22 protein-coding genes are annotated in these 25,552 nt (G+C 65.2%); 17 read left to right on the top strand and 5 right to left on the bottom strand.

What is annotated here, in order from left to right:
* Positions 1–5: 5 nt before the first annotated feature.
* Positions 6–842, bottom strand: a complete 837-nt coding sequence (locus E4K65_RS20500) for a transporter substrate-binding domain-containing protein (protein ID WP_135175706.1) — start codon at positions 840–842, stop codon at positions 6–8.
* A gap of 113 nt (positions 843–955) precedes the next feature.
* On the opposite strand from E4K65_RS20500, the gene E4K65_RS20495 reads away from it, so the two are divergent.
* The 8 genes from E4K65_RS20495 to E4K65_RS20460 all read left to right on the top strand — a co-directional run bounded on the left by E4K65_RS20495 (position 956) and on the right by E4K65_RS20460 (position 8,677).
* Positions 956–1,873 carry an NAD(P)-dependent oxidoreductase gene (locus E4K65_RS20495; RefSeq protein ID WP_135175705.1) on the top strand — a complete coding sequence of 306 codons (918 nt, stop codon included), beginning with the start codon at positions 956–958 and terminating at the stop codon, positions 1,871–1,873.
* 147 nt (positions 1,874–2,020) lie between these two features.
* Positions 2,021–3,682: a thiamine pyrophosphate-binding protein gene (locus E4K65_RS20490; protein ID WP_135175704.1), complete on the top strand. Its 1,662-nt coding sequence runs from the start codon at positions 2,021–2,023 to the stop codon at positions 3,680–3,682.
* Positions 3,683–3,685: 3 nt separating this feature from the next.
* Complete coding sequence (locus E4K65_RS20485; protein WP_135175703.1) at positions 3,686–4,951, top strand: NAD(P)/FAD-dependent oxidoreductase; 1,266 nt, start codon at positions 3,686–3,688, stop codon at positions 4,949–4,951.
* A gap of 9 nt (positions 4,952–4,960) precedes the next feature.
* A complete protein-coding gene (locus E4K65_RS20480) occupies positions 4,961–5,704 on the top strand; it encodes an aspartate/glutamate racemase family protein (protein WP_135175702.1) in 744 nt (247 codons plus the stop codon).
* Between the two features lie 108 nt (positions 5,705–5,812).
* Positions 5,813–6,514 (top strand): GntR family transcriptional regulator, encoded by a 702-nt coding sequence (locus E4K65_RS20475; RefSeq protein ID WP_235885690.1) that lies wholly within the window; start codon positions 5,813–5,815, stop codon positions 6,512–6,514.
* Positions 6,515–6,703: 189 nt separating this feature from the next.
* Entirely contained in the window at positions 6,704–7,246 is a 543-nt protein-coding gene (locus tag E4K65_RS20470) for a thiamine pyrophosphate-binding protein (protein ID WP_027548461.1), read from the top strand.
* Positions 7,246–7,836 carry a thiamine pyrophosphate-dependent enzyme gene (locus E4K65_RS20465; protein WP_135175700.1) on the top strand — a complete coding sequence of 197 codons (591 nt, stop codon included), beginning with the start codon at positions 7,246–7,248 and terminating at the stop codon, positions 7,834–7,836. The genes E4K65_RS20470 and E4K65_RS20465 overlap by 1 nt, the downstream gene beginning before the upstream one ends.
* Positions 7,837–7,894: 58 nt before the next feature.
* The gene (locus E4K65_RS20460) at positions 7,895–8,677 is read left to right on the top strand and encodes an SDR family NAD(P)-dependent oxidoreductase (protein ID WP_135175699.1); all 783 of its coding nucleotides are present in this window, start codon (positions 7,895–7,897) and stop codon (positions 8,675–8,677) included.
* 154 nt (positions 8,678–8,831) lie between these two features.
* Here E4K65_RS20460 and E4K65_RS20450 read toward each other — a convergent pair whose 3' ends face one another.
* From E4K65_RS20450 to E4K65_RS20440, 3 genes are read right to left on the bottom strand one after another with little or no spacing between them, the layout of a single operon-like run.
* Positions 8,832–9,626, bottom strand: coding sequence for an IclR family transcriptional regulator (locus tag E4K65_RS20450; protein WP_135175698.1), 795 nt, complete (start codon positions 9,624–9,626; stop codon positions 8,832–8,834).
* 18 nt (positions 9,627–9,644) lie between these two features.
* Positions 9,645–11,378 (bottom strand): FAD-dependent oxidoreductase, encoded by a 1,734-nt coding sequence (locus E4K65_RS20445; RefSeq protein WP_135175697.1) that lies wholly within the window; start codon positions 11,376–11,378, stop codon positions 9,645–9,647.
* Positions 11,379–11,385: 7 nt separating this feature from the next.
* Positions 11,386–12,600, bottom strand: coding sequence for an ABC transporter substrate-binding protein (locus E4K65_RS20440; RefSeq protein ID WP_135175696.1), 1,215 nt, complete (start codon positions 12,598–12,600; stop codon positions 11,386–11,388).
* A 358-nt stretch (positions 12,601–12,958) separates the two neighbouring features.
* On the opposite strand from E4K65_RS20440, the gene E4K65_RS20430 reads away from it, so the two are divergent.
* Positions 12,959–14,260 (top strand): MFS transporter, encoded by a 1,302-nt coding sequence (locus E4K65_RS20430; RefSeq protein WP_135175694.1) that lies wholly within the window; start codon positions 12,959–12,961, stop codon positions 14,258–14,260.
* 6 nt (positions 14,261–14,266) lie between these two features.
* Here the strand turns inward: E4K65_RS20430 and E4K65_RS20425 are convergent, their stop codons facing one another.
* Positions 14,267–15,700, bottom strand: a complete 1,434-nt coding sequence (locus E4K65_RS20425) for a glycosyl hydrolase family 79 N-terminal domain-containing protein (RefSeq protein WP_235885689.1) — start codon at positions 15,698–15,700, stop codon at positions 14,267–14,269.
* 303 nt (positions 15,701–16,003) lie between these two features.
* On the opposite strand from E4K65_RS20425, the gene E4K65_RS20420 reads away from it, so the two are divergent.
* The 8 genes from E4K65_RS20420 (at position 16,004) to E4K65_RS20385 (ending at position 25,541) form a co-directional block, all read left to right on the top strand.
* Positions 16,004–17,353, top strand: a complete 1,350-nt coding sequence (locus E4K65_RS20420; RefSeq protein WP_135175693.1) for an ABC transporter substrate-binding protein — start codon at positions 16,004–16,006, stop codon at positions 17,351–17,353.
* Positions 17,354–17,430: 77 nt separating this feature from the next.
* The gene (locus tag E4K65_RS20415; protein WP_135175692.1) at positions 17,431–18,321 is read left to right on the top strand and encodes an ABC transporter permease; all 891 of its coding nucleotides are present in this window, start codon (positions 17,431–17,433) and stop codon (positions 18,319–18,321) included.
* On the top strand, positions 18,318–19,208 hold the full coding sequence (locus E4K65_RS20410; RefSeq protein WP_135175691.1) for an ABC transporter permease: 891 nt from the start codon (positions 18,318–18,320) through the stop codon (positions 19,206–19,208). Before E4K65_RS20415 ends, E4K65_RS20410 begins: the two co-directional genes overlap by 4 nt.
* A gap of 7 nt (positions 19,209–19,215) precedes the next feature.
* The gene (locus E4K65_RS20405) at positions 19,216–20,322 is read left to right on the top strand and encodes an ABC transporter ATP-binding protein (protein ID WP_135175690.1); all 1,107 of its coding nucleotides are present in this window, start codon (positions 19,216–19,218) and stop codon (positions 20,320–20,322) included.
* Positions 20,323–20,343: 21 nt separating this feature from the next.
* Positions 20,344–20,835 (top strand): (2Fe-2S)-binding protein, encoded by a 492-nt coding sequence (locus E4K65_RS20400; RefSeq protein ID WP_209312076.1) that lies wholly within the window; start codon positions 20,344–20,346, stop codon positions 20,833–20,835.
* A gap of 2 nt (positions 20,836–20,837) precedes the next feature.
* Positions 20,838–23,225, top strand: coding sequence for a xanthine dehydrogenase family protein molybdopterin-binding subunit (locus E4K65_RS20395; RefSeq protein ID WP_135175688.1), 2,388 nt, complete (start codon positions 20,838–20,840; stop codon positions 23,223–23,225).
* An 11-nt stretch (positions 23,226–23,236) separates the two neighbouring features.
* The gene (locus tag E4K65_RS20390; RefSeq protein WP_135175687.1) at positions 23,237–24,034 is read left to right on the top strand and encodes an FAD binding domain-containing protein; all 798 of its coding nucleotides are present in this window, start codon (positions 23,237–23,239) and stop codon (positions 24,032–24,034) included.
* Positions 24,035–24,050: 16 nt separating this feature from the next.
* On the top strand, positions 24,051–25,541 hold the full coding sequence (locus E4K65_RS20385) for an amidase (protein WP_135175686.1): 1,491 nt from the start codon (positions 24,051–24,053) through the stop codon (positions 25,539–25,541).
* The last annotated feature ends 11 nt before the right edge of the window (positions 25,542–25,552 follow it).

The raw sequence follows: 25,552 nt of genomic DNA, 5'->3' as shown, positions 1-25,552 counted from the left end.
AGCCGTCAGAACTGCACTTCGCCGGGAATGTCGTCCGCGCCGAGACCGACGGCTTCGAAGCCCTTCAACATCCATTCGCGGGTCTGGCCCAGCGAGCGGTTGTAGTCGGCCCAGGCGCTGAGGAAGTCCTTGTAGCGCCGGTCGCTTTCGGCGCGGATGCCCATGTTGGTCGGCAGCGTGAGCAGCGGACGTGGCACCGCGAGCTCACCGAGCGTCGGGTTCTTCTTCAAGGTCGCGACCGAAAGCACCGCCAGCGAAATGTTGCAGTCCGCGCGTCCGGTGGCGACCGCGAGGATCGCCTCGTTGCGCTCCTTGAAGCCGAGGATCGTCGCCTTCGAGCAATAGCGGCGCGCGATCGTCTCGTGGGTCGAGCCGATGTCGACGGCGATCTTGACCTCGGGCTTGTTCAGCTCCGCCCAGGTTTGCGGCTTGGCAAAACCCTTCTTGGTGATGACGGTGAAGGAGTGCACCAGGATGGGGGTGGAAAAGTCGATGACCAGTGAGCGCTCCGGTGTCGGGTTCACGGCGAAGGCAAGGTCGATCTTCTCGGCCTGGAGATCCAGGATCTGGTTGCCCCAAGTCGATTCCAGCGTCTCGACCTTGGCACCGAGCTTGCCGGCGATGTCGTTCGCCATGTCGATGCAGGCGCCCGACCATTGATTGGTTGTGAGGTCCTTGTGGAAGTAGGGATCCTGGCCGGCGATGACGGCGATCCGCAGCACACCGCTCTTCTTGATCCGTTCGAGCGTCGAGCCCGGCGCGGTGTCGGCTTTGGCCGAACCGGTTGCGGCGATCGCGGCTCCGGCGAGGGCGACAGTGGTGAGTGCGTCCCTGCGATTCATGGCAGTTCTCCTGGGCAGTCGCTTTTGGACATTCGAACCCGGCGTCTGGACTATTTCTGTATTCAGACTAAAATGCAATACGGTATTTTAAATTGGACAGGAAAGACAGGCCCGTGCGCACTCTCTTCGTCGATGCCAATGACACCCTTGCCGCGGTCACCGAGAAACTGCTGCGCGCGGACAGCCTTCCGGTCGGCATCAATCGCAACCCCGCAATCACTCCGGGCGACCTGCCAGGCCTTCTTGACGGCGTGGAGATCATGATCGTCGACCATACCGCGGTGCCGACGGCGATTGCCGCGAAATGTCCTGCCTTGAAGCACGTCGTCTTCCTCGGCACCGGCGCGCGCAGCTACATGAATCCGGAAGAGCTTGGCCAGCGCGGCATCTCCGTTCACACCATCAAGGGCTATGGCGACACGGCCGTCGCCGAATGCGCGATCGCCCTGATGTGGGCCTCGGCAAAGAGCTTCGGAGAGATGGATCGCGGCATGCGTGAGGGCAATTGGCTGCGCCGCGACGCGCTGCAGCTCACCGGCAAGACGCTCGGCCTGATCGGCTTCGGCGGCATCGCGGCGGAAGCCGCGCGCATGGCGCTCGGCTGCGGCATGAAGGTGATTGCCTGGAACAGATCGCCGAAGACGCATGTCGGCGTCGAATTCGTCTCCCTGGAGAAGCTTCTCGCGGACAGCCACGTCGTCTCGCTGCATCTGCTCCTCAACGACGAGACCAAGGGGTTTCTGTCGCGCGAGCGCATCGCGCAGATGCGTCCCGGCGCCATCCTGATCAACACGGCGCGCGGCGCCGTGGTCGACGAGGACGCGATGTGTGATGCGCTGCGCTCGGGCCACATCGCCCATGCCGGCCTCGACGTCTTCACCGTCGAGCCGCTGCCCCCAGGCCATCCGCTGACGAAACTGCCGAACGTGACGCTGTCGGCGCATTCGGCGTTCCGCACGCCGGAGGCGAGCGACAACCTGATCGGCGCGGCGCTCGATCACTGCCGCCGCATCATGGCGAATGGGCGGTAGTGCAAACGGCAGGGGCGGGCATGACGCCTGCGCAGGGAGCGGGAAGCCTTTCGATCTTGCACCTCCTGTTGGCCTGTCCTACGCCACCTCCGAACGAAATTTTCGCGACGCGCTCGAGCGCATCGCCAAAGCCTGCAGGGAGCCGTCATGACCATTCGTAACACCCGCACCGGGGGCCAGATCCTGATCGATCAGCTCGTCGCCCAGGGCGTCGAGCGCGTCACCTGTGTGCCGGGCGAGAGCTATCTGGCGGCGCTCGACGCGCTGCATGACAGCCCGATCGACGTCATGATCTGCCGCGCCGAAGGCGGCGCCGCGATGATGGCGGAGGCCTATGGCAAGCTCACGGGCCGGCCGGGCGTCTGCTTCGTCACCCGCGGCCCCGGCGCGACCAATGCCAGCCATGGCGTCCACATCGCGATGCAGGATTCGACGCCGATGATCCTGTTCGTCGGCCAAGTCGACACCGGCATGCGCGAGCGCGAGGCGTTCCAGGAGCTCGACTACAAGGCGGTGTTCGGCACCATGACGAAATGGGCGGTCGAGATCGATCGCCCCGACCGCATTCCCGAGCTGGTCGCGCGCGCCTTCCGCGTCGCCATGCAGGGCCGTCCGGGTCCCGTGGTGATCTCGCTGCCGGAGAACATGCTGACCGAGACCGCCGCCGTCGCCGATGCCATGCGAATCGAGCCGGCGGTAAGCTGGCCCGCGCCATCGGATATCGAGCGCGTCGGCGCCATGCTCGCGAGTGCCAAGGCGCCGCTCGTCATTCTCGGCGGCTCGCGCTGGACCGATGAGGCGACCAAGAGCATCGCGCGCTTTGCCGAGCGGTTCGACCTGCCGGTGGCGACCTCGTTCCGCCGGGCCTCGCTGATCGACGCCGACCATTCGCATTACGCCGGCGATCTCGGCATCGGGCCGAGCCCGGGCCTGAAGGCACGCATTGACGGCGCCGATGTCGTTCTGCTGATCGGCGGCCGCATGTCGGAGATGCCGTCCTCGTCCTACACGCTGCTCGACATTCCCACCCCGCAGCAGAAGCTGATCCATGTGCATCCGGGCTCCGAGGAGCTTGGCCGCGTCTACCAGCCGGCGCTGGCGATCCAGGCGACGCCCGCCGCGTTCGCCGCCGCCGTCGAGACGCTGAAGCCCTCCGGGGCGGTTGCCTGGAAGGGCGAGGCCGCCAAGGCGCATGCCGACTACCTCGCCTGGACCGAGAAGGCACGCGAACTGCCGGGCACGTTCCAGTACGGCCAGGTCATGACCTGGCTGCGCGACCGGCTGCCGAAGGACGCGATCGTCTGCAACGGCGCCGGCAACTATGCCGGCTGGATCCATCGCCATCACCGCTTCCACAGCTTTGCATCCCAGCTCGCGCCGACCTCGGGCTCTATGGGGTACGGCGTGCCGGCGGCCGTGCTTGCGAAACGCCAATATCCGGATCGCACCGTCGTGGCCTTTGCCGGCGACGGCTGCTTCCTGATGAACGGGCAGGAATTCGCGACCGCCGTGCAGTACGACGCGCCGCTCGTCGTCATCGTCGTCGACAATTCGCAATACGGCACCATCCGGATGCACCAGGAGCGCGACTATCCCGGTCGCGTCGTCGGCACCCAGCTCAAGAACCCGGACTTTGCGATGTACGCCAAGGCGTTCGGCGGCCATGGCGAACGTGTCGAGCGCACCGAGGAGTTTGCGCCGGCATTCGAGCGCGCACTCGCGTCGGGCAAGCCGTCGATCCTCCATTGCATCATCGATCCGCGCGCAATCTCGGTCGGCAAGGATTTTGTGCCGTCGGTGAAGGCGTAAGCGATGCCCGAAGGCCGCCACGTCGTCATCATCGGAGCCGGCGCGGTCGGCGTGATCAGCGCCATCGAGGCGCTGCGCGAGGGCCATCGCGTCACGCTGATCGACGCGGGCGAGCCCGGTGGCGAACAGGCGGCGAGCTACGGCAATGCCGGCTGGCTCTCCTCGCATTCGGTGATCCCGCCGGCCGAACCTGGCATCTGGAAGAAGGTGCCGTTCTATCTGATGGACCCGCTCGGCCCGCTCGCGATCCGCTGGTCGTACTTGCCGAAGGCCTTGCCCTGGCTGATCAAGTACCTGCTCTCGGGCTGGACCGAGGCGCGCGTCGAGAAGACCGCCTTTGCGCTCCGCGACCTGCTGAAGGACGCTCCGCTGCTTCACAGGAAGCTCGCGGAGGAGGCCGGCGTCCCAGAGCTGATCGAGCGCAACGGCGTGATGCATGCCTTTCCGTCGCGAGGCAATTTCGACAACGATCTCGGCTGGCGCCTGCGCAAGAAGGTCGGGGTCGAGTGGCTGGAGCTCAATGCCGACGAGATGCGGCAACGTGAGCCGGACCTGCATCCGCGCTACAGCTTTGGCGTGGTGGTGGAAGAAGCCGGGCGCTGCCGCGATCCCGGCGCTTACGTTGCGGCTCTTGCCAATCACGCGCTGGCGAGCGGTGCCAAGCTCGTGCGCGCCAAGGCGACGGGGCTGAAGCTTTCCGGCGACAAGCTCGTGGCTGTTCTCACCGAGACTGGTGAGATTGCTTGCGATGCTGCGGTGGTCGCCGCCGGCGCCCGATCGAAGCAGCTCACCGCGTCCGTCGGCGATCCGCTGCCGTTGGAAACCGAGCGCGGTTATCACGTCATGATCGAGAATCCGGAATCGGGTCCGCGCAGCTCGATCATGGCATCGGATGCCAAGATGGTCGTGAACTGGACCGACAAGGGCCTGCGCGCCGCCGGCACCGTCGAGATCGCCGGCCTCGAGGCCGCGCCGAACTGGAAGCGCGCCGAGATCCTGCGCGATCACCTCTTCAGCATGTTCCCAAAGCTGCCGAAGGACATTCCGGCCTCGCGCATCAAGACCTGGTTCGGTCATCGGCCCAGCATGCCGGACGGACGTCCCTGCATCGGTTACGCGCGCGTCTCGCGCGACATCGTCTATGCTTTCGGCCACGGCCATGTCGGCCTGGTCGGCTCGGCCCGTACCGGCCGTCTCGTCGCCCAGCTCCTGAGCGGCAAGCAGCCCGAGATTCCGCTCGCGCCATTTTCGCCCACCCGCTTCCTCTGAGGTCGCACCATGACCACTTCTGCCAGCTCGTCCTCCCGCATCGCCCGTGGCGGCAAGGCCATCTATGGCGCGCCGCTCGGCATCCTGATGCTGGAAGCGCGTTTTCCCCGCATTCCCGGCGACATGGGCAACGGCTCGACCTGGCCATTCCCCGTGCTCTATCGCGTGGTGAGCGGCGCCTCGCCGGAGAAGGTGGTGCTGAAGGGCGCGGCCGGCCTGCTGCCTGACTTCATCGATGCGGCGAAGGATCTGGTGCGGCTTGGCGCGGAAGCCATCACCACCAATTGCGGTTTCCTCTCGCTGTTTCAGAGGGAGATCGCGGCGGCCGTCGGCGTGCCGGTTGCGACCTCATCGCTGATGCAGGTGCCGTGGGTGCAGGCGACCTTGCCGCCCGGCAAGCGCGTCGGCCTCGTCACGGTGTCGGGCTCGACCCTGACGCCGGCCCATCTCGAAGGCGCCGGCGTGCCGCTCGACACGCCGCTGGTCGGCACTGAGCATGGCAAGGAATTCTTCCGCGTCCTGATCAAGGCCGAGAAGGATGACATGGACGTCGGCTTGGCCGAGCGCGACGTGGTCGAGGCAGGCAAGCAGCTCGTCGCAAAGAACCCCGACGTCGGCGCCATCGTGCTCGAGTGCACCAACATGCCGCCCTACGCGGCAGCCTTGCAGGCCGAGGTCGGGCTGCCGGTCTACGATATCTATTCCATGATCACCTGGTTTCATGCTGGACTGCGCCCGCGCGTCTTTGCCTGATTCCAGGTGTCGCAAAGCTCTGAACAAGCTCTGCCAAGCTGTCCTTTGCATTGCAATCATCTTCACGGCCCCGGTATATTGGGCTGTGTTCGGGCATGAATGCAGCTTATGAAGAGCAACGTGGAACTGGCTTCCGATAGCATCGTCGATCGCGTCTATGAACAGCTCAAGGCGATGGCCGTGAGCTACGAGTTCAAGCCGGGCGAACGACTCAACGAAGGCGAGCTGGCAAAACGTCTCGGCGTCAGCCGCACGCCGCTGCGCGAGGCGCTCAACCGTCTCAACACCGAAGGCTTCCTGCGCTTCACGCCGGGCAAGGGCTTCTTCTGCCGCGAGCTCGACGCGCACGAGATCTTCGATCTCTACGAGCTGCGCAAGTCGATCGAGGTCGCCTCGGTCCGTCTCGCTGTCAAGCGTGCCAAGGACGAGGACATCGACGCGCTCTTGAAATTCCTCGAAGCGACCGGTCCCGATCCCGGCGAGCGCTCCTCGGTCGAGCTGGTCGAGCTCGATGAGACCTTTCACGAGCGGCTGATGGCGATGTCGAACAACGCCGAGATGCTGCGCGTGCTGCGCAACGTCAACGCCCGCATCCGCTTCGTGCGCTGGATCGACATGGACCGCGTCAACCGCTCCAACACGCAGGCGGAGCACCGCGCCGTCGTCGAAGGGTTGAAGGCACGCAATGAGGAGGCTTGCGTCTCCGTGCTGGAAAAGCACATCGACCGCCGCCTCGACCGCATCACGTCCGCGATCAAGGAAGGCTACGCGCAGATCTACATGCCGGCCGCGAAGTCGGCGGCGAACTAGATTATCAGCCTGAGCGACGTGGCGCGAAGCGCCGGATGAGGGGTATCTCTCCGCAAATATAACTGCGCGTTCCGCAGGGACCGCGAAAAGTCAGCTATACAATCCCTCGATACCAGATCGTGCCAGACGGTCAGAGCCCTCGCGCGCGAACATCGCTAACGTCCTTCCGAATCTCACGGAGACCTCGCGGTGCACAGCCCTCAACCCAATCTTGAAACGCGCTCGAGCGACGACTGGCCGAGCGAGCTCTATCGCGTCCTGAAGGCCGCTGACGTCAGGCAGATGTCCTATGTGCCGGATGCCGGCCACAGCCAGCTCATTCGCCTGTTCTCGGCCGACCGCGACGTCACCACCAACGTGCTGACGACCGAAGAGGAGGGCATCGCCATTGCCGCGGGCGCCTGGCTCGGCGGCCAGCGCAGCGTGCTGCTGATGCAGTCGAGCGGGGTCGGCAACTGCATCAACATGCTGTCGCTCTCGGCGATCGGCCGCTTTCCCCTCTTGATGCTGGTGACGATGCGCGGCGAATGGGCCGAGTTCAATCCCTGGCAGGTGCCGATGAGCCGGGCGACGCAGCCCTCGCTGGAGGCGATCGGCCTGAAGGTGATGCGCGCAGAGACGCCGGAAGATCTGGTCGAGACGGTCGAATCGGCCGCAGCGCTCGCCTACGAGTCCGACCAGCAGATCGCAGTGCTGATCGGGCAGCGCCTGATCGGCAAGAAGAAGTGGTGATGTCAATGCAAGCTCAACTCGATCGTCGCGCCGCTGTCGCCGCGCTCCTGAAGGACCGCAACGACACGCTGGTCGTCTCCGGTCTCGGCTCGCCCACCTACGACCTCCATTCCGTGGGGGATCACGATGGCAATTTTTATCTCTGGGGCGCGATGGGCGGCGCCGCGCTGATCGGGCTTGGGCTCGCGCAGGCCCAGCCGGGAAAGCGCGTCCTCGCTTTGACGGGCGACGGCGAGCAATTGATGGGGCTCGGCGGTCTCGCCACCATCGGCGTCGCGCGTCCGCGCAATCTCGACATCGTCGTGATCGACAATCAGCATTTCGGCGAGACCGGGATGCAGGCGAGCCATACCGGGCGCGGCGTCGATCTCACCGCGATTGCCACCGCCTGCGGCTTTGCCGCGACCGGAATCGCGCGGACCATCGCCGAGGTGGAACGTCTCGCAGCGCAGATCGCCGCCCCGGGCGAGGGGCCGCGACTCTTCGTCATCAAGGTTCTGGCGGAAAATCCGCCGCGCTCGCTGCCCTCGCGCGATGCCGTCTTTATCAAGAACCGGTTCCGTGCTCATCTCGGATTTGCAGCGGCCTGAGCCGGGTATCTCACCCGGCGATGGCCTGCTGTCTAAGCAGCTATTCTGGAGTGAGACTATGAAACTATCCGGCAAGGTCGCCGCTATCACCGGCGCGGCGCGCGGCATCGGCAAGGCCTGCGCAAAGAGATTCCTGGACGACGGCGTCAAGGTCGTCATCTCGGACGTCGATGCCGAGGGCCTCGCCGCGACGGCTGCCGAGCTTGGGCGGCCGGATGCCTTGCGCACCGTCCCCGGCAACGTCGCCAAGCGTGCCGACGTCGACCAGCTCGTTGCGACCGCCGTGAAAGAGTTCGGCCGGCTCGACATCATGGTCAACAATGCAGGCGTTGCCCGCAACCAGAATATCCTTGATATCTCCGAGCAGGATTTTGACGAAATCATCGGCATCAACCTGAAGGGCGCCTTCTTCGGTGTACAGGCCGCAGCCAGGCAGATGATCGCGCAAGGCAGCGGCGGCGGGGTCATCATCAACATGTCCTCGGTCAATGCGCTGCTGGCGATCCCGACGCTTGCGACCTATGCCATCTCCAAGGGCGGCATGAAGCAGCTCACCTCGGTTGCTGCCGTCGCGCTGGCCCCGCACAACATCCGCGTCGTGGCGGTCGGGCCGGGCACCATCCTGACCGACATGGTGGCGTCTTCCATCTACACCTCGGAGGATGCCCGCAAGACCGTGATGTCGCGCACGCCAGCCGGCCGCGGCGGCGAACCGAGCGAGGTCGCCTCGGTCGTGGCGTTTCTCGCCAGCGACGATGCGTCCTACATCACGGGGCAGACGATCTATCCGGACGGCGGCCGGTTGATCCTGAACTACACGGTGCCGGTGAAGGAGAAGTAGGAGGGCGAAGTCGTCTCACACTCGCTGCCATCGCCCGCGAAGGCGGGCGATCCAGTGCTCCGAGACGGTCGTGATTGAATCGATAGGCCGCGGCTTACTGGATGCCCCGCCTTCGCGGGGCATGACAGCGGTGTTTGTGTCGGGCTGCGAGGCCTCACTCCGCCGCAACCGTGATCCCGTAGCCCAGCCGCTTCGAGATGGCGCCGGCGCAGTCGCGCAAGGCATGCGCGATCGGGCTGTCCCAGCGCGCATCGAACGTGCCTTCCGGTCCCATCGCGGTGATGACCAGCGCGACATGGCCGGCGTGATCGAACACCGGTGCCGAGAATGCATTGACGCCGGGCAGGGGATCGCCGAGCGCCCGGGCGAGGCCGTGCTTGCGGACTTCAGCGAGCATGTCGGTGACCTTCGCGCCTTTCACCGCCCGCTTCGGATTGTAACCGACGCCGTGGCGGTCGAGGCCGCTTTCGAGCGCGGCATTGATGGTTTTGTCCGGCAGGAAGGCCGCGAAGGCGCGGCCGGTCGCGGTCTCCAGCAGCGCCATCACCGAGCCGGCCCGCATTACGATGTGCACCGGCTGGCCCGGCTCCTCTAACTGCACCACGGTCGGACCATGCGTGCCCCAGACGGCCAGCGAGACCGCGTGGCCGATCTGGCTCGCAAGCGCCGCGATCTTTGGTCCGGCGATGCGCACGCCGGAGAGGCGGCGCAGGCTGATGAGGCCGAGTTCCAGCGCCAGCGCGCCGATCTCGTAGCGGCCGGTGGTCTCGTCCTGCTCGATCAGCCCGATGCGCGAGAAACTCGCGAGATAGGGATGCGCCTTAGCCGGCGTCATGCCGGCCTCGCGCGCGAGGTCGCGCAACATCATCGGCTCGCCACTGCGGGCGAGGGCGCGGAGCAGTTCTCCGCCGACCTCGATCGACTGGATGCCGCGGCTTTCTCTCTTCATGCGCCTCCTGGCGTATGCTTACGCCGCGTTGCGCCTGGCGGCGCTGTCGGCGAGATGACGGCCGGCAATGTAGCCGAAGGTCAGCGCCGGCCCAAGCGTGATGCCGGCGCCGGGATAATTGCCGCCCATGATGCTCGCCATGTCGTTGCCGGCGGCGTAGAGCCCGGGAATGACGCGGCCCTCGGCATCGAGCGCCCGCGCGTTCTCATCGGTGACGATGCCGGCATAGGTGCCGAGGTCGCCGATCACCATCTTGATGGCGTAGAACGGGCCGTTCTCGATCGGTGCAACGCAAGGATTGGGGCCGTGCAGCGCATCGCCCTGGTAGCGGTTGTAGGCCTTTGAGCCCTTGCCGAAGGCGGCATCGTGTCCCAGCGGCGCGGTCGCATTGAACTGCTTGACGGTCTCGGCGAAGGCCGTGGCGTCGATGCCGGCTTGCGCCGCGAGCGCCTCTAACGTGTCGCCGCGCATGAGGTAGCCGGTCTTGAGGTGATGGCCGGTTGGCATCGGGAAGGGCGGCACGCAGCCGAGGCCGTACTTCCGCAGCGTCTTGTGATCGCAGACGAGGAAGGCGGCGATCTCCTCGCCCGGCTTGACCGCCTTGACCATGGCCTGGACGAAGTCGTGGTAGGAATTGCCTTCATTGGCGAACCGCCGGCCGTCGCGCATCACCGCGATCACGCCGGGCTTGGCGCGGTCGATGAAATGCGGCATCACGCCCTTCGAGCCGTCCTTGCGCGTGGTGAGCGACACCGGCACCCAGGCCGCGGCATTCGGCAGACGGTCCTCGACATGTCCGCCGGCGCTTTCCGCAAGGCGCAAGCCGTCGCCGGTGTTGCCGGTGGGGCCCGGCGAATAGTGCTCGTTGCCGGTCGGCGCATGCGGAAACATTTTCCTGCGGCGTTCGACGTCATGCGGAAAGCCGCCGCAGGCGAGCACGACGCCTTGTCTTGCGCGAATGCGTATATCTCGCCCGTCGCGGGTGACAACGGCGCCGGTGACAGTGCCACTCTCGACCGTCAGCTCGCGCACGGGAGAGGACAGCCACATCGGAATCTTGAGATCGAGCGCCGATTTCGCCAGCCGTCCCGCCAGCGCGTTGCCATTGGTCAGCGTCATGCCGCGGCCGTAGCGCAGCACGTCCATCAGATGCCGCGACAGGCGCTTTGCGACATAGACCGCGGAGGTCAGCGATTTCGTCACCCGCATGAAATGGATGATCTCCTTGCCGGAGCCCAACATCATGCCGAACACAGTCAGCTCGGGCAGCGGCATGCCGAGCGTCTTGATCTGCTCGCCGAGCTCGCGGCCGTCGAACGGGCGCGTCACCATGGAGCGGCCGCCTTGCGCGCCGCCGGGCGCTTCGGCGTGATAGTCCGGGAACACCAGGGGCATGTCGAAGCGCAGGGCGGTCTTGGTGGTGAAGAAATCAACCGCCTCGGGACCGGCGCTCAGGAACGCATCGACGCGCGCGGCGTCGAAATTGTTGCCGGCCTCGTGCCGCAGATATGTGCGGGCCTGCTCCGGCGTCTCCTCGATGCCATAGGCCTTCGCCAGCGAGGTGCCGGGGATCCAGAGCCAGCCGCCGGAGCGGGCGGTGGTGCCACCGAAACGCGGCTCCTTCTCGACGATCAGCACGTCGAGGCCGCGATAGCGCGCGGTGATCGCGGCCGACATGCCGGAGGCGCCCGATCCGGCGACGAGCACATCGCACTCGTAAGTCTCAACTGCGTTGCGCTCATTGCCGGTCATGCGGGCCTCACTTCTTCAGCAGCGGACATTTGGACTCGGAGACCGGACGGAAGGCGTCCTCGCCCTTCACCGTCTTGATGATCTCCAGGTAATCCCAGGGTTCCCTGGACTGCTCGGGCGACTTCACCTTGGCCAGATACATGTCGCGGATGACGCGGCCGTCCTCGCGCAACTTGCCGCCATGGACGAAGATATCCTCGATCGGCAGCTCGCGCATCTTGGCCATCACCTTGGCGGGATCGTCGGTGCCGGCCGCCTTGATGCCTTTCAGGTAATGCAGCACCGAGCCGTAGACGCCGGTGTGGATCATGGTCGGCATCACCTTGGTGCGCTCGTAGAACTTCTTCGACCAGGCGCGGGTTGCCTCGTCCATGTTCCAGTACGCGGCCGTGGTCATGTAGGTGCCCTGCGCGGCCTTGAGGCCGATTGCATGCACGTCGGTGTCGAACATCAGCAGGCCGACGAGCTTCTGGCCGCCCTGGACCAGGCCGAACTCGCCGGACTGCTTGATGGCGTTGTCGGTGTCCTGGCCGGCATTGGCGAAGGCGACGACGTCGGATTTCGAGCTCTGGGCCTGGAGGGCGAAGGACGAGAAGTCCGCGGTATTGGTCGGGTGCTTCACGCCACCCAGCACCTTGCCGCCCATCTCGTTGATGAAGCGCGTGGCGTCCTTCTCGAGCTGCTGGCCGAATGCGTAGTCGGCGGTGACGAAGTACCAGGATTTTCCGCCCTCCTTGATCACGGCGGAGGCGGTCACTTTCGACAGGGCATAGGTGTCGTAGGTGAAATGCACGGTGTTCGGGCTGCACAGCTCGTCCGTCAGCGAGCTCGCGCCGGGACCGGAGAGCAGGGCGATCTTGTTGCGCTCCCGCACCATGTTGTGGACGGCGATCGCGATGCCGGAATTGGGAATGTCGACGACGGCGTCGACCTTGCCGTTGTCGAACCAGCCGCGCACGATCTGCACGCCGACGTCGGTCTTCATCTGGTGGTCGGCGCTGATGATCTCGATCGGCTTGCCGAGCACGGTCGGCCCGAATTCCTCGACCGCCATTTTCGCGGCTTCCACCGACCCCGGCCCGCTGTTGTCGCGGCCCCAGCTCGACAGATCCGTCAGCACGCCGATCCGCACCGCATCGTCGGAGACCTGCGCGATCGCGGTTGACGTCATGGCAGTCGAAGTCATGGCCGCGAGCATGGCGCAGGCCAAAAACCCTCTCATCGTCGTTCCCTCTCTTTTGTGGGCCGCTTTGCGCGGCCGATTATCGTAGCAGCAAATTAGATATTAGCGAATCGGTTTGTCAATGGCGAATAACAGCCTGGGAAGTTCCGCTGTGCTGGCGGACGACGGGAACCGCAACTGCCTCAACACCCGTCATTGCGAGCGCAGCGAAGCAATCCAGACTTTCTCCGTGGAGGCAGTCTGGATTGCTTCGTCGCGAGGGCTCCTCGCAATGACGGTGTTGATGCAGTTGCGCGCCATCATCTCGCGCTGTGGTCATCGCCAGTGGCAACACCCCCGCAGGTTGCAACTGCCATCGCGATTGGCCATGATGCTCCGGGAATCTTTGGGGCATGGAATGACGGCAGCAACGGGGGTCTCCGGCGCGGCGGAGAGATCGACGACGGCGCATGTGGTGTGGGCGAGCGCGCTCGGCACCGCGATCGAGTGGTACGACTTCCTGATCTACGGCACGGCGGCGGCGCTGGTGCTGAACAAGCTGTTCTTTCCGAGCTTCGATCCGTTCGTCGGCACGCTCGCGGCGTTCTCGACCTATGCGGTCGGCTTCGTAGCGCGGCCGATCGGCGGCGCGATCATCGGGCATTATGGCGACCGGCTCGGCCGCAAGACGATGCTGGTCGCGACCATGATCGCGATGGGGCTCGGCACCTTCCTGATCGGCTGCCTGCCGACCTACAGCCAGATCGGCGTCTGGGCGCCGATCCTGCTCATCATCCTGCGCTTCGTCCAGGGCATCGGGCTCGGCGGCGAATGGAGCGGCGCGGTCGTCATGGTGATCGAACATGCCGGCAATCGCCGCGGCTTCTACGGCAGCCTGGTGCAGATCGGCTTTCCTGTCGGCGTTGCTGCATCCACCGGCATTTTCGCCCTGATGACGAAGCTGCCTGAGGCCGACTTCCTGAGCTGGGGCTGGCGCGTGCCGTTCCTGATCAGCATTGTGCTCGTCGGCGTCGGCTTCATCGTGCGGCTGAAGCTTGCGGAGACGCCGCACTTCAAGGAGGTGGTCGAGCGCAAGGAGGTGCTGGCGCAGCCGGTATGGGAAGTGCTTCGCCGGGACTGGCGCAGCTTCCTGCTGGCGGTCGGCATCACGGTTTCGGAAGTCGGGCTCGCCTATCTCCTCACCGTCTTCACCGTGGTCTACGCCACGACAAAGCTCGGCCTGCCGCGCCAGGTGATCCTGGATGCGGTGGTCTATGCCGCGATCGTCGAATTCGCCACATTGCCGCTTGCAGGCTGGCTGTCCGATATCTTCGGACGCAAGGCGCTGTATCTCGCCGGCGGCGTGTTCTCGGTGGCGCTGGCGTTTCCGCTGTTCTGGTTCCTCGACACCAGGGACCCGGCGCTGATCACGCTCGCGCTCGTCGTCACGATGACGCTGACGCATGCGCTGCTGTTCGGACCGAAGGCCGCGTTCATGCCGGAGCTGTTCCGCACCCAGGTGCGCTACAGCGGCGCATCACTTGGTGCCAACGTCGCGGCCGCGCTCAGCGGCGGCTTCTCGCCGTTGATCGCAACCGCGCTGCTCGCTTGGGCCGGCTCGTATTGGGCGGTGTCGGTCTACATCATCGCGCTGTCGATCATCACGATCATAGCGACCCTGATGGCGCCGGAGACGGCGCGCGACGCGCTGAAATCCTGAGGGCGGCTAACTACAGGCACGATTCGCGGCCGCCGGAAACACCAGGAAGGTGATGGTCGCCGGCGCAAGCCGGATCGCTCCCGCAGGTGTTGCGCGCGGCTCAAGTCGGGGCAGTTCGTCATCAGCACTCAGCGCGAGTGTCTTGCCATTCAACTGCACGGTCGCGTCTTGCAGCCACGTCGCATGCAACGTGTAACTCTCGACGGGGTGTGACAGCGTCAGGGTGGATTGTGCTTGCCGCGACGCGTTGATCGCAAGCACGGACACGGCGCCCCGCATGCCCGGATGGCAATGCGCGTAGAGATGGAGATCTGGCGCGGCGACTGCGTTCGCGTCGAGCACGATCGTTCCCATCAGGCGGTGCCAGAGCAGCGCGCCCCAATAATTGGGCCGCGGGCGGAACGTCTTCTCGTCCAGCAATCCGTAATCGCTCGCGGCCAGCGTGTTGTGCATCACCACTTGAACGCCCGCCTTGGCCATGCGTCCGAGCTGGTCGAGATAGCGGAACGTATCGAGGAAAGTCTTGTCCCAGCGATTGCCGCCGCAGGCGGCGTCCGCGGTTTCCGTCAGCCAGATCGGCTTGGCCGGCGCGAATTCGTCGCGCAGCGATTTGTAAGTCGATAGCGCGGCATCGGTGCGGGCGAGCCACGCTTCGGACAGCGCGCCTGCCGGTTCATCGCGGCCGCCGCAGCGCGGCGAGATCGTGTTGTAGTGATGATAGGCGAAGCGATCGACAGCGGAGCCCGAGGCGGCGAGCAGATCGCGCGTGCGGAGCCCGGACGCGTCGGCGGAAGCGGTGTCGCCGACCGAGCCCGGTCCGACGATCAGCGTCCCCGGCGCGGCGCGCAGCATCCACTCGTGAAAGATCCCGACATCGCGGACATAGGCCTTCGCATCGTATCCGGGCGGCGCGCCGTTCGTCGCCGCGAGCGTCGGCTCGTTCATGAATTCGGCGGCGGCGAAGTGGCCGCTCAGCGAACGCGTATAGTCGATCAGCCGTTGCGCCTGATCCGGCCTCCAAAGGCCATCCGCATCGCGGCTGCCCGGGCTGATGGCAAAGGAGGTGACGATTTCCGCATCGACCGCGCGCGCAAAGTCGACGACGCCGCGCCACTGCGCGCGGCTTAGCACCGCGTTGAATCCCGGTGGCGGCGCGGTCGGCGCACGCTCGATGTCGGCGAAGAACGTCGCATTGGCCCAGGTGCCGCTCACGCGCAGATACGCCGGCGCCAACGCCGCCGCGAGCTTGCGCAGACGCGTGTGTCCGAGATCGATCGGAGGTCTGTAGCTGTAGCGATCCGTGTCGGCCGGCGCGCGCATCGTCTGCGGATAAGGCTTCCAGAACCGGCCGCCGGTCACCTCCACCATCTCGATGTTGTAGGACTGAAAGCGGGGATCGATGGTACCGATCGCTTGCAGCCCCGCAGGCGCGATCGACACCGCGCCGGCATGCGCCGCGCACGATGTTCCGGCAGCGAGCAGCGCAAGCCCTGTCGCACGTGCTGCGTGACAAAGCCCGCCGCGTTGAATTCGCCGTCTTGTATGCACGTCCTGACGCCTTCTTATGCGTGCTGCCAAAAGCAAATGCAGCCGCCCGAACCATTAGCCCCCCTTATATCGCGAATTTTTACTTCCAATTTTACTTCGCAAAATCCCGCCCATAGCCTCACGCGCAACTGATCAATTCCGCAGCCGGTCAATGGCGACCGGTGCGAGCGTTCATTGTAGCCAACGAGGGTTGCCATGCTTGACAGGGACAAGGGAACATCCGCGGCCGATCCGTCGGAGACCAGGGACGTACGGCAGAAAAAGCTGAGCCGCCGCACGCTGTTGAAGGGGGCGGCCGTGGTCGCCGGCGCCGCCGCTGGATCGGACGCGATCCGCGGCTTCCCGACGATCTGGGCGCAGGAGATCAAGGACATCGAACTGCGCCATGTCGGCGTCTCCTACTCCGTGGTGAAGGCGATCGGTGACCAGGCCGCCAAGGATCTCGGCTTCAAGGTGACGATGCAGAACCTCGACACCTCCGCTGCCATCAATCGCTTCATAAGCCAGCCTAATACGGTCGATATTGCCGATCTCGAGGGCTGGCAGGCCAAGCTCGCCGCCAAGCGTGCCGTGATCCAGGGCATCGAGGTCAAGAAGATCAAGGAATTCGACAACATCCTGCCGATTTTCACCAAGGGCGAGATCGACGGTCACAAGATCCCGCGCCAGGGCATCTCGCCCTATGAGGCCATGTACATCTCCAAGCCCGACGCGACCGATCTGCATGACGGCGTCACCGAATGGGCGACCTTCCTGCCCCAGGTCTACAACGCCGACTCCATCGGCTATCGCCCCGATCTCGTCGGCCATGAAGTCACCGAGTGGAAGGACCTGATCGACCCGAAGTTCAAGGGCAAGGCTGCGATCCTCGACGTGCCCGCGATCGGCATCATGGACGCCGCGCTCTGCTTCGAAAGCGCGGGCCTCATCAAGTACGGCAACAAGGGCAACATGACGAAGGAGGAGATCGACTTCACCTGCAACAAGCTGATCGAGTTGAAGAAGCAGGGCCAGTTCCGCGCGACCTGGACCACCTTCGACCAGTCGGTGCAGCTCATGGCGGCGGGCGAAGTGGTCATCCAGTCGATGTGGTCGCCGGCGGTCGCTGCGGTCCGCGTGAAGGAGATCCCCTGCGTCTATGCCCCGGTCAACGTCAAGAACGGCAAGGAAGGCTATCGCGGCTGGTGCAACGGCATGGGCCTGATGAAGCATCTCTCCGGCAAGAAGCTCGATGCGGCCTACGAGTATCTCAATTGGTATCTGTCGGGCTGGCAGGGCGGCTTTGTCGCGCGCTACGGCTATTACAGCCCGGTGCCGTCGACCGCGAAGAAATTCCTCACCCCTGCCGAATGGGCGTTCTGGTACGAGGGCCAGCCCGCACCTGAGGTGGTCAACGACCCCTATGGCGTGCCCATGGAGAAGGCCGGCACCAAGCGTGACGGCGGCTCGTTCCTCGACCGCGTCAAGAACATCTCGTGCTGGAACACGCTGATGGACGAGGCCGCCTACATGAACAAGCGCTGGAACGACTTCAAGGTGGCCTGAAACCTGCTTTCCCCGACGTAACAAGAGCGCCGGCGCGCGAACCGCGCCGGTGCGAGAAGACCGACTTCGAGGCCGATATGCAGCCAAGTTCGAGTCCCGCTCAAACTCCGCCACGCGCAAATCTCGCCGGCTGGCTCTATGTCTTGCCGCTGGTCCTGGTGCTCGTGCCGTTCTTCGTGGCGCCGATCCTGGTCGTGCTGGCCGCCAGCTTCTTCGCGACCGACGGCTTCGGCGGGCTGACGCCGGGCTTCACACTTGCGAGCTATGTCGAGGTGCTGCATTCGGCGCTGACGCTGAAGCTCTATCTGGCGACCATCAAGTTCACGGTGCTGACCTGGATCTTCACCCTGATCATCGGCTTCTTCGTCGCCTATTTCCTGGTGTTCCACGTCCGCAACCAGTTGCTGGCGATCGGCCTGTTCCTGCTGTGCACCGTGCCGTTCTGGACCTCGAACATCATCCGGATGATCTCGTGGATCCCGTTGCTCGGCAAGGAAGGCCTGATCAACCAGGCGCTGCTGGCAATGGGCGTGATCCGCCAGCCGCTGGAAGTGTTGCTGTTCTCCGACCTCGCGGTGGTCATCGCCTATGTCCACCAGCTCACGATCTTCATGATCGTGCCGATCTTCAATTCGATGGCGCGGATCGACAAGAAGCTGATCGAGGCCGCGATCGATGCCGGCGCCAGCCGATTCGACATCATGCGCCTGATCGTGGTGCCGATGTCCAAGAGCGGCATCGCGCTCGGTACCATCTTCGTGGTCTCGATCGTGATGGGCGACTTCTTCGTGGTCAAGGTAATGTCCGGCGGCGGCTCGGCCTCGGTGGTCAGTGCGTTCTACGAGGACGTCGGCGTGCTGCAATACCCGACCGCGGCCGCAAGCGCCGTGTTGCTGACGCTGGTGCTGGTCGCGATCGTCTCGCTGATCCTGCGCACCGTGGACATCCGGCAGGAGATCACGCGATGAGCGCGGTTCTCGCCGACATGCCCGAGACGGTCGCGCCCGCGACCACCAAGGCGATCGCGCCGAGCCGCGGGCAGCGGCCCTGGACGTTCTACGTGCTTGCGATGTTGTTCGCGTTCTACGTGCTCGCGCTCTACGGTCCGATGTTCTGCATCTATGTCCTGTCGTTCCAGGACATCCGGGGCGGACTTGTGTTTCCGATGAAGGGCCACTCGCTGCACTGGTTCGTCGATCTCTTCACCCAGGTGCGGACCGGCGACGTCAAGGGTTCGTTCGACCGTTCGATCAAGCTGGCGGTTATCGTCACCATCATCACGGTGGTGGTCTCGTTCCTGGCCGGCCTCGGCTTCCGCAAGCGTTTTCGCGGTGACACCATCGTCTTCTACATGATGATCGGAAGCCTGGTCGCGCCCGGCCTCGTGCTCGGCCTCGGCACCGGGCTCCTGTTCCAGGCGCTCGGGCTGAACGCGAGCTGGTACACCTCGGCGCTCGGCGCGCAGCTGTCCTGGACGCTGCCGTTCGGCGTGCTCGTGATGTTCGCCGTGATGTCGCGCTTCAACCATGTCTGGGAGGAGGCGGCTTACGATCTTGGTGCCAGCCGCTGGCAGTCGATCCGGCTGGTGATGATTCCGGTGCTCGCGCCCGGCCTCGTCGCGGTCGCGCTGTTCGGCTTCACGCTGTCCTATGACGAGTTCGCACGCAGCCTGCAGACGGCGGGTTCGTTGAACACGCTGCCGTTGGAAATCTGGAGCATGACGCTGAACGTCACTTCGCCCTCGCTTTACGCGCTCGGCACGGTGACGACCGTGGTCTCCTTCGTCGTGATCGGTGCAAGCCTCGGCAGCATCGTGTTGATCCAGAAGAAGCGCAGCAGCAGCGCAAAAGGTTGAGCCTGGAATGAAGAGCGATCGCGGCGATATCGAACTGGCGGGTGTCTGCAAGAGCTTTGACGGCGCGACCTACGTGGTCGACGGCGTCAACCTCAAGATTGCCGACGGCGCCTATTGCTGCTTCATCGGTCCCTCCGGTTGCGGCAAGACCACGATCTTGCGGATGATCGCCGGACATGAAGACCCGACCGCGGGCGAGATCGTGATCGGTGGACAGAATGTCGTCGGTCTCGCGCCGGTGCAGCGGCGTACCGCGATGATGTTCCAATCCTACGCGCTTTTCCCGCACCTCACGGTACGCGAGAACATCGCCTTTGCGCTGCGTGTGCGCGGCATGTCCAAGGCCGACCGGCTGCGTGCGGCGGATGCCATGATCGAGAAGGTGCGGCTGACGCAGTTCGCCGATCGCCTTCCGGCGCAGCTCTCCGGCGGCCAGCAGCAGCGTGTGGCGCTGGCGCGCGCGGCGATCACCGAGCCGCGGGTGTTGCTGCTCGATGAGCCGCTCTCGGCGCTCGACGAGCAGCTTCGCGTGCAGATGCGCCAGGAGCTCAGGCGGATGCAGCAGGAACTCGGCATCACCTTCATCCACGTCACCCATACCCAGCTCGAGGCGATCGCGCTCGCTGACCTTGTGGTGGTGATGGAGCAGGGCAAGATCAAGCAGGCAGGCGCCGCCCGCGACGTCTACGCTCACCCCCATGATCGCTACGTCGCCGAGTTCATGGGCGGACAGAACGTGCTGTCGGGTCGGGTCGAAAAGGTCAATGGCGCGAGCTTCACGCTGGCGCAGGCCGCGCCTGATGGCATCGAGGTGCCGCTTCAGGCACACTCCACTGTCAGTGTTGGCGACAAGGTCGATATCGCCGTGCGCCGCGACGACGTCGCGCTGGTTCGGCCCGGCAAGGACTTGCCGCCGGGCTGCACCACGTCGCTGCCGAGCCGGGTGCGCGCGATCGAATACCAGGGCTACTTCGTCAAGGTCATGCTCGACACCGTGCCGGACGACGAGTTCGTGGCCTACGTGCCGGAAAAGACCTTCTTCGCGGATCCCTTCACCGTCGGCGATGTCGTGATGGCCACATGGGCCACCGGCAGCGCGCTTCCACTCGCCTAGAGACCCGTCGCGCACAGGAGTATGACCGTGCAGATATCCTTCACACTCAACGGCCGGCCCACCGTCGTGGACGTCGAACCGGCGACGCTCGTCGCCGATCTCCTGCGCGAGCAGCTCAACCTCACCGGCACCCATATCGGCTGCGATACCAGTCAGTGCGGCGCCTGCGTGGTGCACCTCAACGGACTTCCCGTGAAGAGCTGCACGCTGCTGGCGCCTGCTCTTGACGGCGCGACGCTGCTCACCATCGAGGGCCTGCAAGGTGCCCCCGGTTCGAACCGGATGCATCCCATGCAGGAGGCATTTCGCGAGCATCACGGCCTGCAATGCGGCTTCTGCACGCCGGGCATGCTGATGACCGCGGTGGCACTGGCCACCGAGAAGCCGGACCTGACGGAGGCTGACGTCCGCCACGGCCTCGAAGGCAACATCTGCCGCTGCACCGGTTACCAGAACATCGTCGTCTCGGTTATGGCCGGCGCTGCCGCCATGAACGCCGCCAAGGGAGAGTGACCATGGGCAATGTGATCGGCATTGGCGCCTCACCGAAGCGCAAGGAGGACCAGCGCTTCCTGACCGGACGTGGCAATTACGTCTCCGACATCAAGCGACCCGGCATGACCGCAGGCGTTTTCGTGCGCTCGCCGCATGGGCATGCGATCCTGCGCGGCATCGACAAGAGCGCGGCACTGGCCTCGTCGGGTGTCATTGCGGTCCTGACCGGGGATGACGTCGCCGACGATGGACTTGGCTCGCTGCCCTGCGGTTGGGGCATCACGGACGCCAAGGGCGTCCCGATGAAAGAGCCGCCATTTCCGATGCTCGCGCAGGACAAGGTGCGTTTTGTCGGCGACATGGTCGCCTTCGTCATAGCCGAGACGCCGGAACAGGCCAATGCGGCGGCGGAGCTTTTGAAGATCGATTACGAGGTGCTGCCTTCGGTCGTCGGCGTGCTTGAAGCGGTGCGGCCCGGTGCGCCGCAACTGTTCGACGACGTGCCGAACAATATCTGCTGCGATTGGGAGCTCGGCGACAAGGCCGCGGTCGAAGCCGCGTTCAGGAAAGCGGCGCATGTCGCAAAGCTCAGCCTCGTCAACAACCGCCTGATCGGCAATCCGATGGAGCCGCGGGCGGCGATCGCCGAATACGAGCCGGGCACCGATCGATTCACGCTGTGGACCACCAGCCAGTTTCCGCACGTCGTACGCTTCCTGATGGGCGCGCTGGTGCTGAACATTCCGCAGCACAAGCTGCGCGTGGTGGCGCCGGATGTCGGCGGCGGCTTTGGTGTCAAGCAGTTCCACTACGGCGAAGAGGCCGTGATCACCTGGGCCGCCAAGCGCGTGATGCGGCCGATCAAATGGGTCGCGAGCCGCTCGGAGGGCTACGTCTCCGACCGCCACGGCCGCGATCACGTCACCGAGGCCGAGCTCGCACTGGACGAAACCGGAAAATTTCTCGCCTTCCGCGTCAACACGCTGGCCAATATGGGCGGCTATCTCTCGACCTTCGGGCCGAACATCCCGACCAATCTCTACGGCCCCCTGCTTGGCGGCGTCTACACCACGCCCGCGATCTACTGCAACGTGAAGGTGGTCTTCACCAACACCGTGCCTGTTGATGCCTATCGCGGCGCAGGCCGGCCCGAGGCGACCTTCGTGCTGGAGCGCATCGTCGATGTCGCCGCCAGCGAGATGGGGATCGATCGCGTCGAGATTCGCCGCCGCAACATGATCCCGAAGGAGGCCTATCCGTATCAGACGCCGGTTCTGGTGCAGTACGATTCCGGCGATCCGATGGGCTGCCTCGACGGTGCGCTGGTCGCAGCCGACGTCAAGAACTTTGGCATCCGCAAGTCGGAATCGGCGCGCAAGGGCAAGTTCCGCGGGCTCGGCTACTCGACCTATGTCGAGGCCTGCGGCCTTGCGCCCTCGCGTTTCGCGGGACGACTGGGTGCGCGCGGCGGTCTCTACGAGAGCGCCACGGTGCGCGTACATCCGACCGGCCAGGTGACGGTCATGATCGGCACGCACAATCACGGCCAGGGCCACGAGACGACGTTCGCGCAGATCGTCTCGGACAAGCTCGGCGTATCCTTCGAGAATGTCGACATCGTGTTCGGCGACACCGATCGCGTCCAGTTCGGCATGGGCACTTACGGCTCGCGCTCCCTGGTGGTCGGCGGCGCCGCTTTGTCCAAGGCGACCGACAAGGTGATCGCCAAGGGCAAGAAGATCGCTTCCCATTTGCTCGAAGCGGCCGAGGCGGACATTCAATTCGAGGCCGGCAAGTTCTCGGTGGCAGGCACGGACCGCGCCAAGACGTTCGAGGAGATCGCGGGCGCGGCCTATGTGCCGCACAATTATCCGCTCGAAGTGCTGGAACCGGGACTGGAGGAGCAGGCCTATTACGATCCCGTCAACTTCACCTATCCCGGCGGCTGCCACATCGCCGAGGTCGAGGTCGATCCGGAGACGGGCACGGTGACTCTCGTGAACTACACGGCGGTGGATGACGTCGGCACGGTCATCAACCCGATGATCGTGGAAGGCCAGTTGCACGGCGGCATCGTGCAGGGTGTCGGCCAGGCGCTGTTCGAGAACGCGGTCTACGACGAAGGCTCGGGCCAGCTGCTGTCGGGCTCGCTGATGGACTACTGCATGCCGCGCGCCGATCATCTGCCGATGATGAAGGTCGCGACCCACTCCACGCTCTGCACGCACACGCCGATGGGCGTGAAGGGCTGCGGCGAGGTCGGCACCATCGGCTCGCCGGCCGCCGTCATCAATGCGGTGGTCGATGCGCTGTCGCATCTTGGCGTCACTCATGTCGACATGCCGGCGACGCCGAACCGGATCTGGCGCCTGCTTCAGAACGCATCGCTGCCGGTCGCCGCGGAATAGGGAGGACAACAATGAAACCGTTTGCCTATCATCAGCCTGCCCAGATCCCCGAGGCGGCAAAACTGCTGACCTCGATCGAGGACAGCAAGCTCGTCGCCGGCGGCATGACGCTGATCCCGACGCTGAAGCAGAGGCTGGCCAGCCCGGTCGCGCTGGTCGACCTGTCGAAGCTCGGAGGTCTCAAAGGTATCACCGACGACGGTGCGACGATCACCATCGGCGCGATGACGCCGCATGCGGTGGTCGCGGCCTCGAAGCTCGTGCAGACGAAAATCCCGGGGCTCGCGGCGCTGGCTTCGATGATCGGCGATCCCGCCGTGCGCAGCCGCGGCACGATCGGCGGATCGGTCGCGAACAACGATCCGGCGGCCGACTATCCGGCCGGCGTTCTTGGCCTCGGCGCCACCATCGTCACCAGCACGCGCGAGATCGCGGCAGACAAATTCTTCCTTGGTCTGTTCGAGACGGCGCTTGAACCCGGCGAGATCATCACAGCGATCCGCTTCCCGGTGCCGCTGAGGGCGGGCTACGCGAAATTCAAGGCACCGGCGTCGCGCTATGCGCTGGTCGGCGTCTTCGTCGCGAAATTCGTCGATGGTGTCCGCGTCGCCGTCACCGGCGTTGGGCCGGGCGTGTTTCGGGTGCCGCCGATGGAGGCGGCGCTATCGGAGAATTTCGATCCATCCGCAATCGCGGCGATCAAGATCGACACCGACGGCCTCACCTCCGACATCCATGCCGAAGCCGATTACCGGGCGCACCTCGTCACGGTCATGGCCAAGCGCGCCGTCGACGCGGCGCTCAGCTAGCTTCTTAGGGTTGATGATGACTGATGGTTCCGGCCGAACGGCCTTCCCGCCGGCGCCGACTGGCCTCGGCGCGCTTTCTGCAACCGAGATCATGGCCGGCTACCGGCGCAGGGCGTTCACACCGCGCGATGTCGTCGACGACACCATCGCCGCGCTTCAAGCGACGAGCGAAGCCTGCAACGCGGTGGTGACGCCGATGTACGAGCAGGCGAGGGCGGATGCTGACCGTCTCACCAGGGAGATGCGTGCGGGAGAGGCCAAGGGGGCGCTCGCTGGTGTACCGGTCACGATCAAGGATCTCGTCTTCGTCGCAGGCGTGCCGGCCTATGCCGGCTCGCCGATGAACAAGGCGTTCGTGCCCGAGGTCGATGCCGCCGTGGTCTCGGCGCTGAAGGCATCCGGCGCGATCATCACCTGCAAGACCACGACCTGCGAGTCCGGTTATAAGCTGACGGCCGACAGTCCGGTCACTGGTACGACACGCAATCCCTGGCGCCTCGATCGCACCAGCGGTGGGTCGAGCGGCGGCGCGGCGGCGGGTGTTGCCGCCGGCTGTGGGCCGATCGCGATCGGTACCGACGGCGTCGGTTCGATCCGCGTGCCGTCGTCGTTCTGCGGTGTGTTCGGTCTGAAGCCGACCTTCGGCCTGGTGCCGCGTTCGCCCGGATTCTCACCGCCGTCCTGGGCCTCGCTCGCCCATACCGGGCCGATCACGCGCACGGTTGCGGATGCCGCGCTGACGCTGGAGATCATCGCTGCTTACGATCTGCGCGACCCCGCGAGCCTGCCGGTGTCGCCGCGGCGCTTCGATACCAACGCCGCGCCGTTGAACGGCATTCGCATCGGCGCCAGCGTCGATCTCGGCTATGCCGCGGTCAGCCCCGACGTGCGCGCAGCGTTCAACAAGGCGATCGCCATTCTCGATTCCTGCGGTGCGCAGGTCACCATGGATGGTCCGGGCCTCGATCCCGACATTCTGGAACACACGCTGAAGCCGATCGCGTTTACCGAGCAGGCGGCTGCGGTTGCGACCAAGACCACGGCCGATCTTGCCAGCTCCGAAGCCGATTATCGCGACGTTGTCAGCGCCGGCCGGCATTACAGCGGCACGGACTATATCGAAGCCGGCTACCGTCGTGGCCAGGCGCGTGGTGCTTTCGTAAAGCTGTTCGAGCGCATCGATGCGCTGGTGACACCGACAGTCGCGGTAACCGCGTTCGAGGCCGGCCAGATCGGTGTCGGCACGATCGACGGCAGCGAGGTCGATCCGCATCTCGGTTGGTCGCCCTTCACCTGGCCGATCAATCTCGCCGGGCTTCCGGCCGCGACGCTGCCCTGCGGCTTCGACCGCGATGGCCTGCCGATCGGCCTTCAGATCGTGGCGCCGTGGCTCGACGAGCCCACGATCTTCAAGATCGCGGCGGCGTTCGAAGCGGCGCAGCCCTGGGCAAAGTTCTGGCCTCAGCTGGCGCTCCGCGAGCAGAGCCTGGCGCACGTCAAGGCGTGAGGAGCCATGCG

Source organism: Bradyrhizobium niftali, from assembly GCF_004571025.1.
In the GTDB taxonomy this organism is placed as follows: Bacteria; Pseudomonadota; Alphaproteobacteria; order Rhizobiales; family Xanthobacteraceae; genus Bradyrhizobium; species Bradyrhizobium niftali.
Note: the sequence above shows the minus strand (reverse complement) of the source record. Positions and strands in the feature narration are given on the sequence as shown.

Excerpts from the sequence above, each read along its gene's own strand:
- E4K65_RS20440 (WP_135175696.1), bottom strand. The coding sequence starts at position 12,600 with ATGAGAGGGTTTTTGGCCTGCGCCATGCTCGCGGCCATGACTTCGACT.
- E4K65_RS20460 (WP_135175699.1), top strand. The coding sequence starts at position 7,895 with ATGAAACTATCCGGCAAGGTCGCCGCTATCACCGGCGCGGCGCGCGGC.
- E4K65_RS20420 (WP_135175693.1), top strand. The coding sequence starts at position 16,004 with ATGCTTGACAGGGACAAGGGAACATCCGCGGCCGATCCGTCGGAGACC.
- E4K65_RS20465 (WP_135175700.1), top strand. The coding sequence starts at position 7,246 with ATGTCAATGCAAGCTCAACTCGATCGTCGCGCCGCTGTCGCCGCGCTC.
- E4K65_RS20415 (WP_135175692.1), top strand. The coding sequence starts at position 17,431 with ATGCAGCCAAGTTCGAGTCCCGCTCAAACTCCGCCACGCGCAAATCTC.
- E4K65_RS20485 (WP_135175703.1), top strand. The coding sequence starts at position 3,686 with ATGCCCGAAGGCCGCCACGTCGTCATCATCGGAGCCGGCGCGGTCGGC.
- E4K65_RS20430 (WP_135175694.1), top strand. The coding sequence starts at position 12,959 with ATGACGGCAGCAACGGGGGTCTCCGGCGCGGCGGAGAGATCGACGACG.
- E4K65_RS20400 (WP_209312076.1), top strand. The coding sequence starts at position 20,344 with ATGACCGTGCAGATATCCTTCACACTCAACGGCCGGCCCACCGTCGTG.
- E4K65_RS20405 (WP_135175690.1), top strand. The coding sequence starts at position 19,216 with ATGAAGAGCGATCGCGGCGATATCGAACTGGCGGGTGTCTGCAAGAGC.
- E4K65_RS20450 (WP_135175698.1), bottom strand. The coding sequence starts at position 9,626 with ATGAAGAGAGAAAGCCGCGGCATCCAGTCGATCGAGGTCGGCGGAGAA.
- E4K65_RS20390 (WP_135175687.1), top strand. The coding sequence starts at position 23,237 with ATGAAACCGTTTGCCTATCATCAGCCTGCCCAGATCCCCGAGGCGGCA.
- E4K65_RS20385 (WP_135175686.1), top strand. The coding sequence starts at position 24,051 with ATGACTGATGGTTCCGGCCGAACGGCCTTCCCGCCGGCGCCGACTGGC.
- E4K65_RS20445 (WP_135175697.1), bottom strand. The coding sequence starts at position 11,378 with ATGACCGGCAATGAGCGCAACGCAGTTGAGACTTACGAGTGCGATGTG.
- E4K65_RS20500 (WP_135175706.1), bottom strand. The coding sequence starts at position 842 with ATGAATCGCAGGGACGCACTCACCACTGTCGCCCTCGCCGGAGCCGCG.
- E4K65_RS20490 (WP_135175704.1), top strand. The coding sequence starts at position 2,021 with ATGACCATTCGTAACACCCGCACCGGGGGCCAGATCCTGATCGATCAG.
- E4K65_RS20410 (WP_135175691.1), top strand. The coding sequence starts at position 18,318 with ATGAGCGCGGTTCTCGCCGACATGCCCGAGACGGTCGCGCCCGCGACC.
- E4K65_RS20395 (WP_135175688.1), top strand. The coding sequence starts at position 20,838 with ATGGGCAATGTGATCGGCATTGGCGCCTCACCGAAGCGCAAGGAGGAC.
- E4K65_RS20475 (WP_235885690.1), top strand. The coding sequence starts at position 5,813 with ATGAAGAGCAACGTGGAACTGGCTTCCGATAGCATCGTCGATCGCGTC.
- E4K65_RS20480 (WP_135175702.1), top strand. The coding sequence starts at position 4,961 with ATGACCACTTCTGCCAGCTCGTCCTCCCGCATCGCCCGTGGCGGCAAG.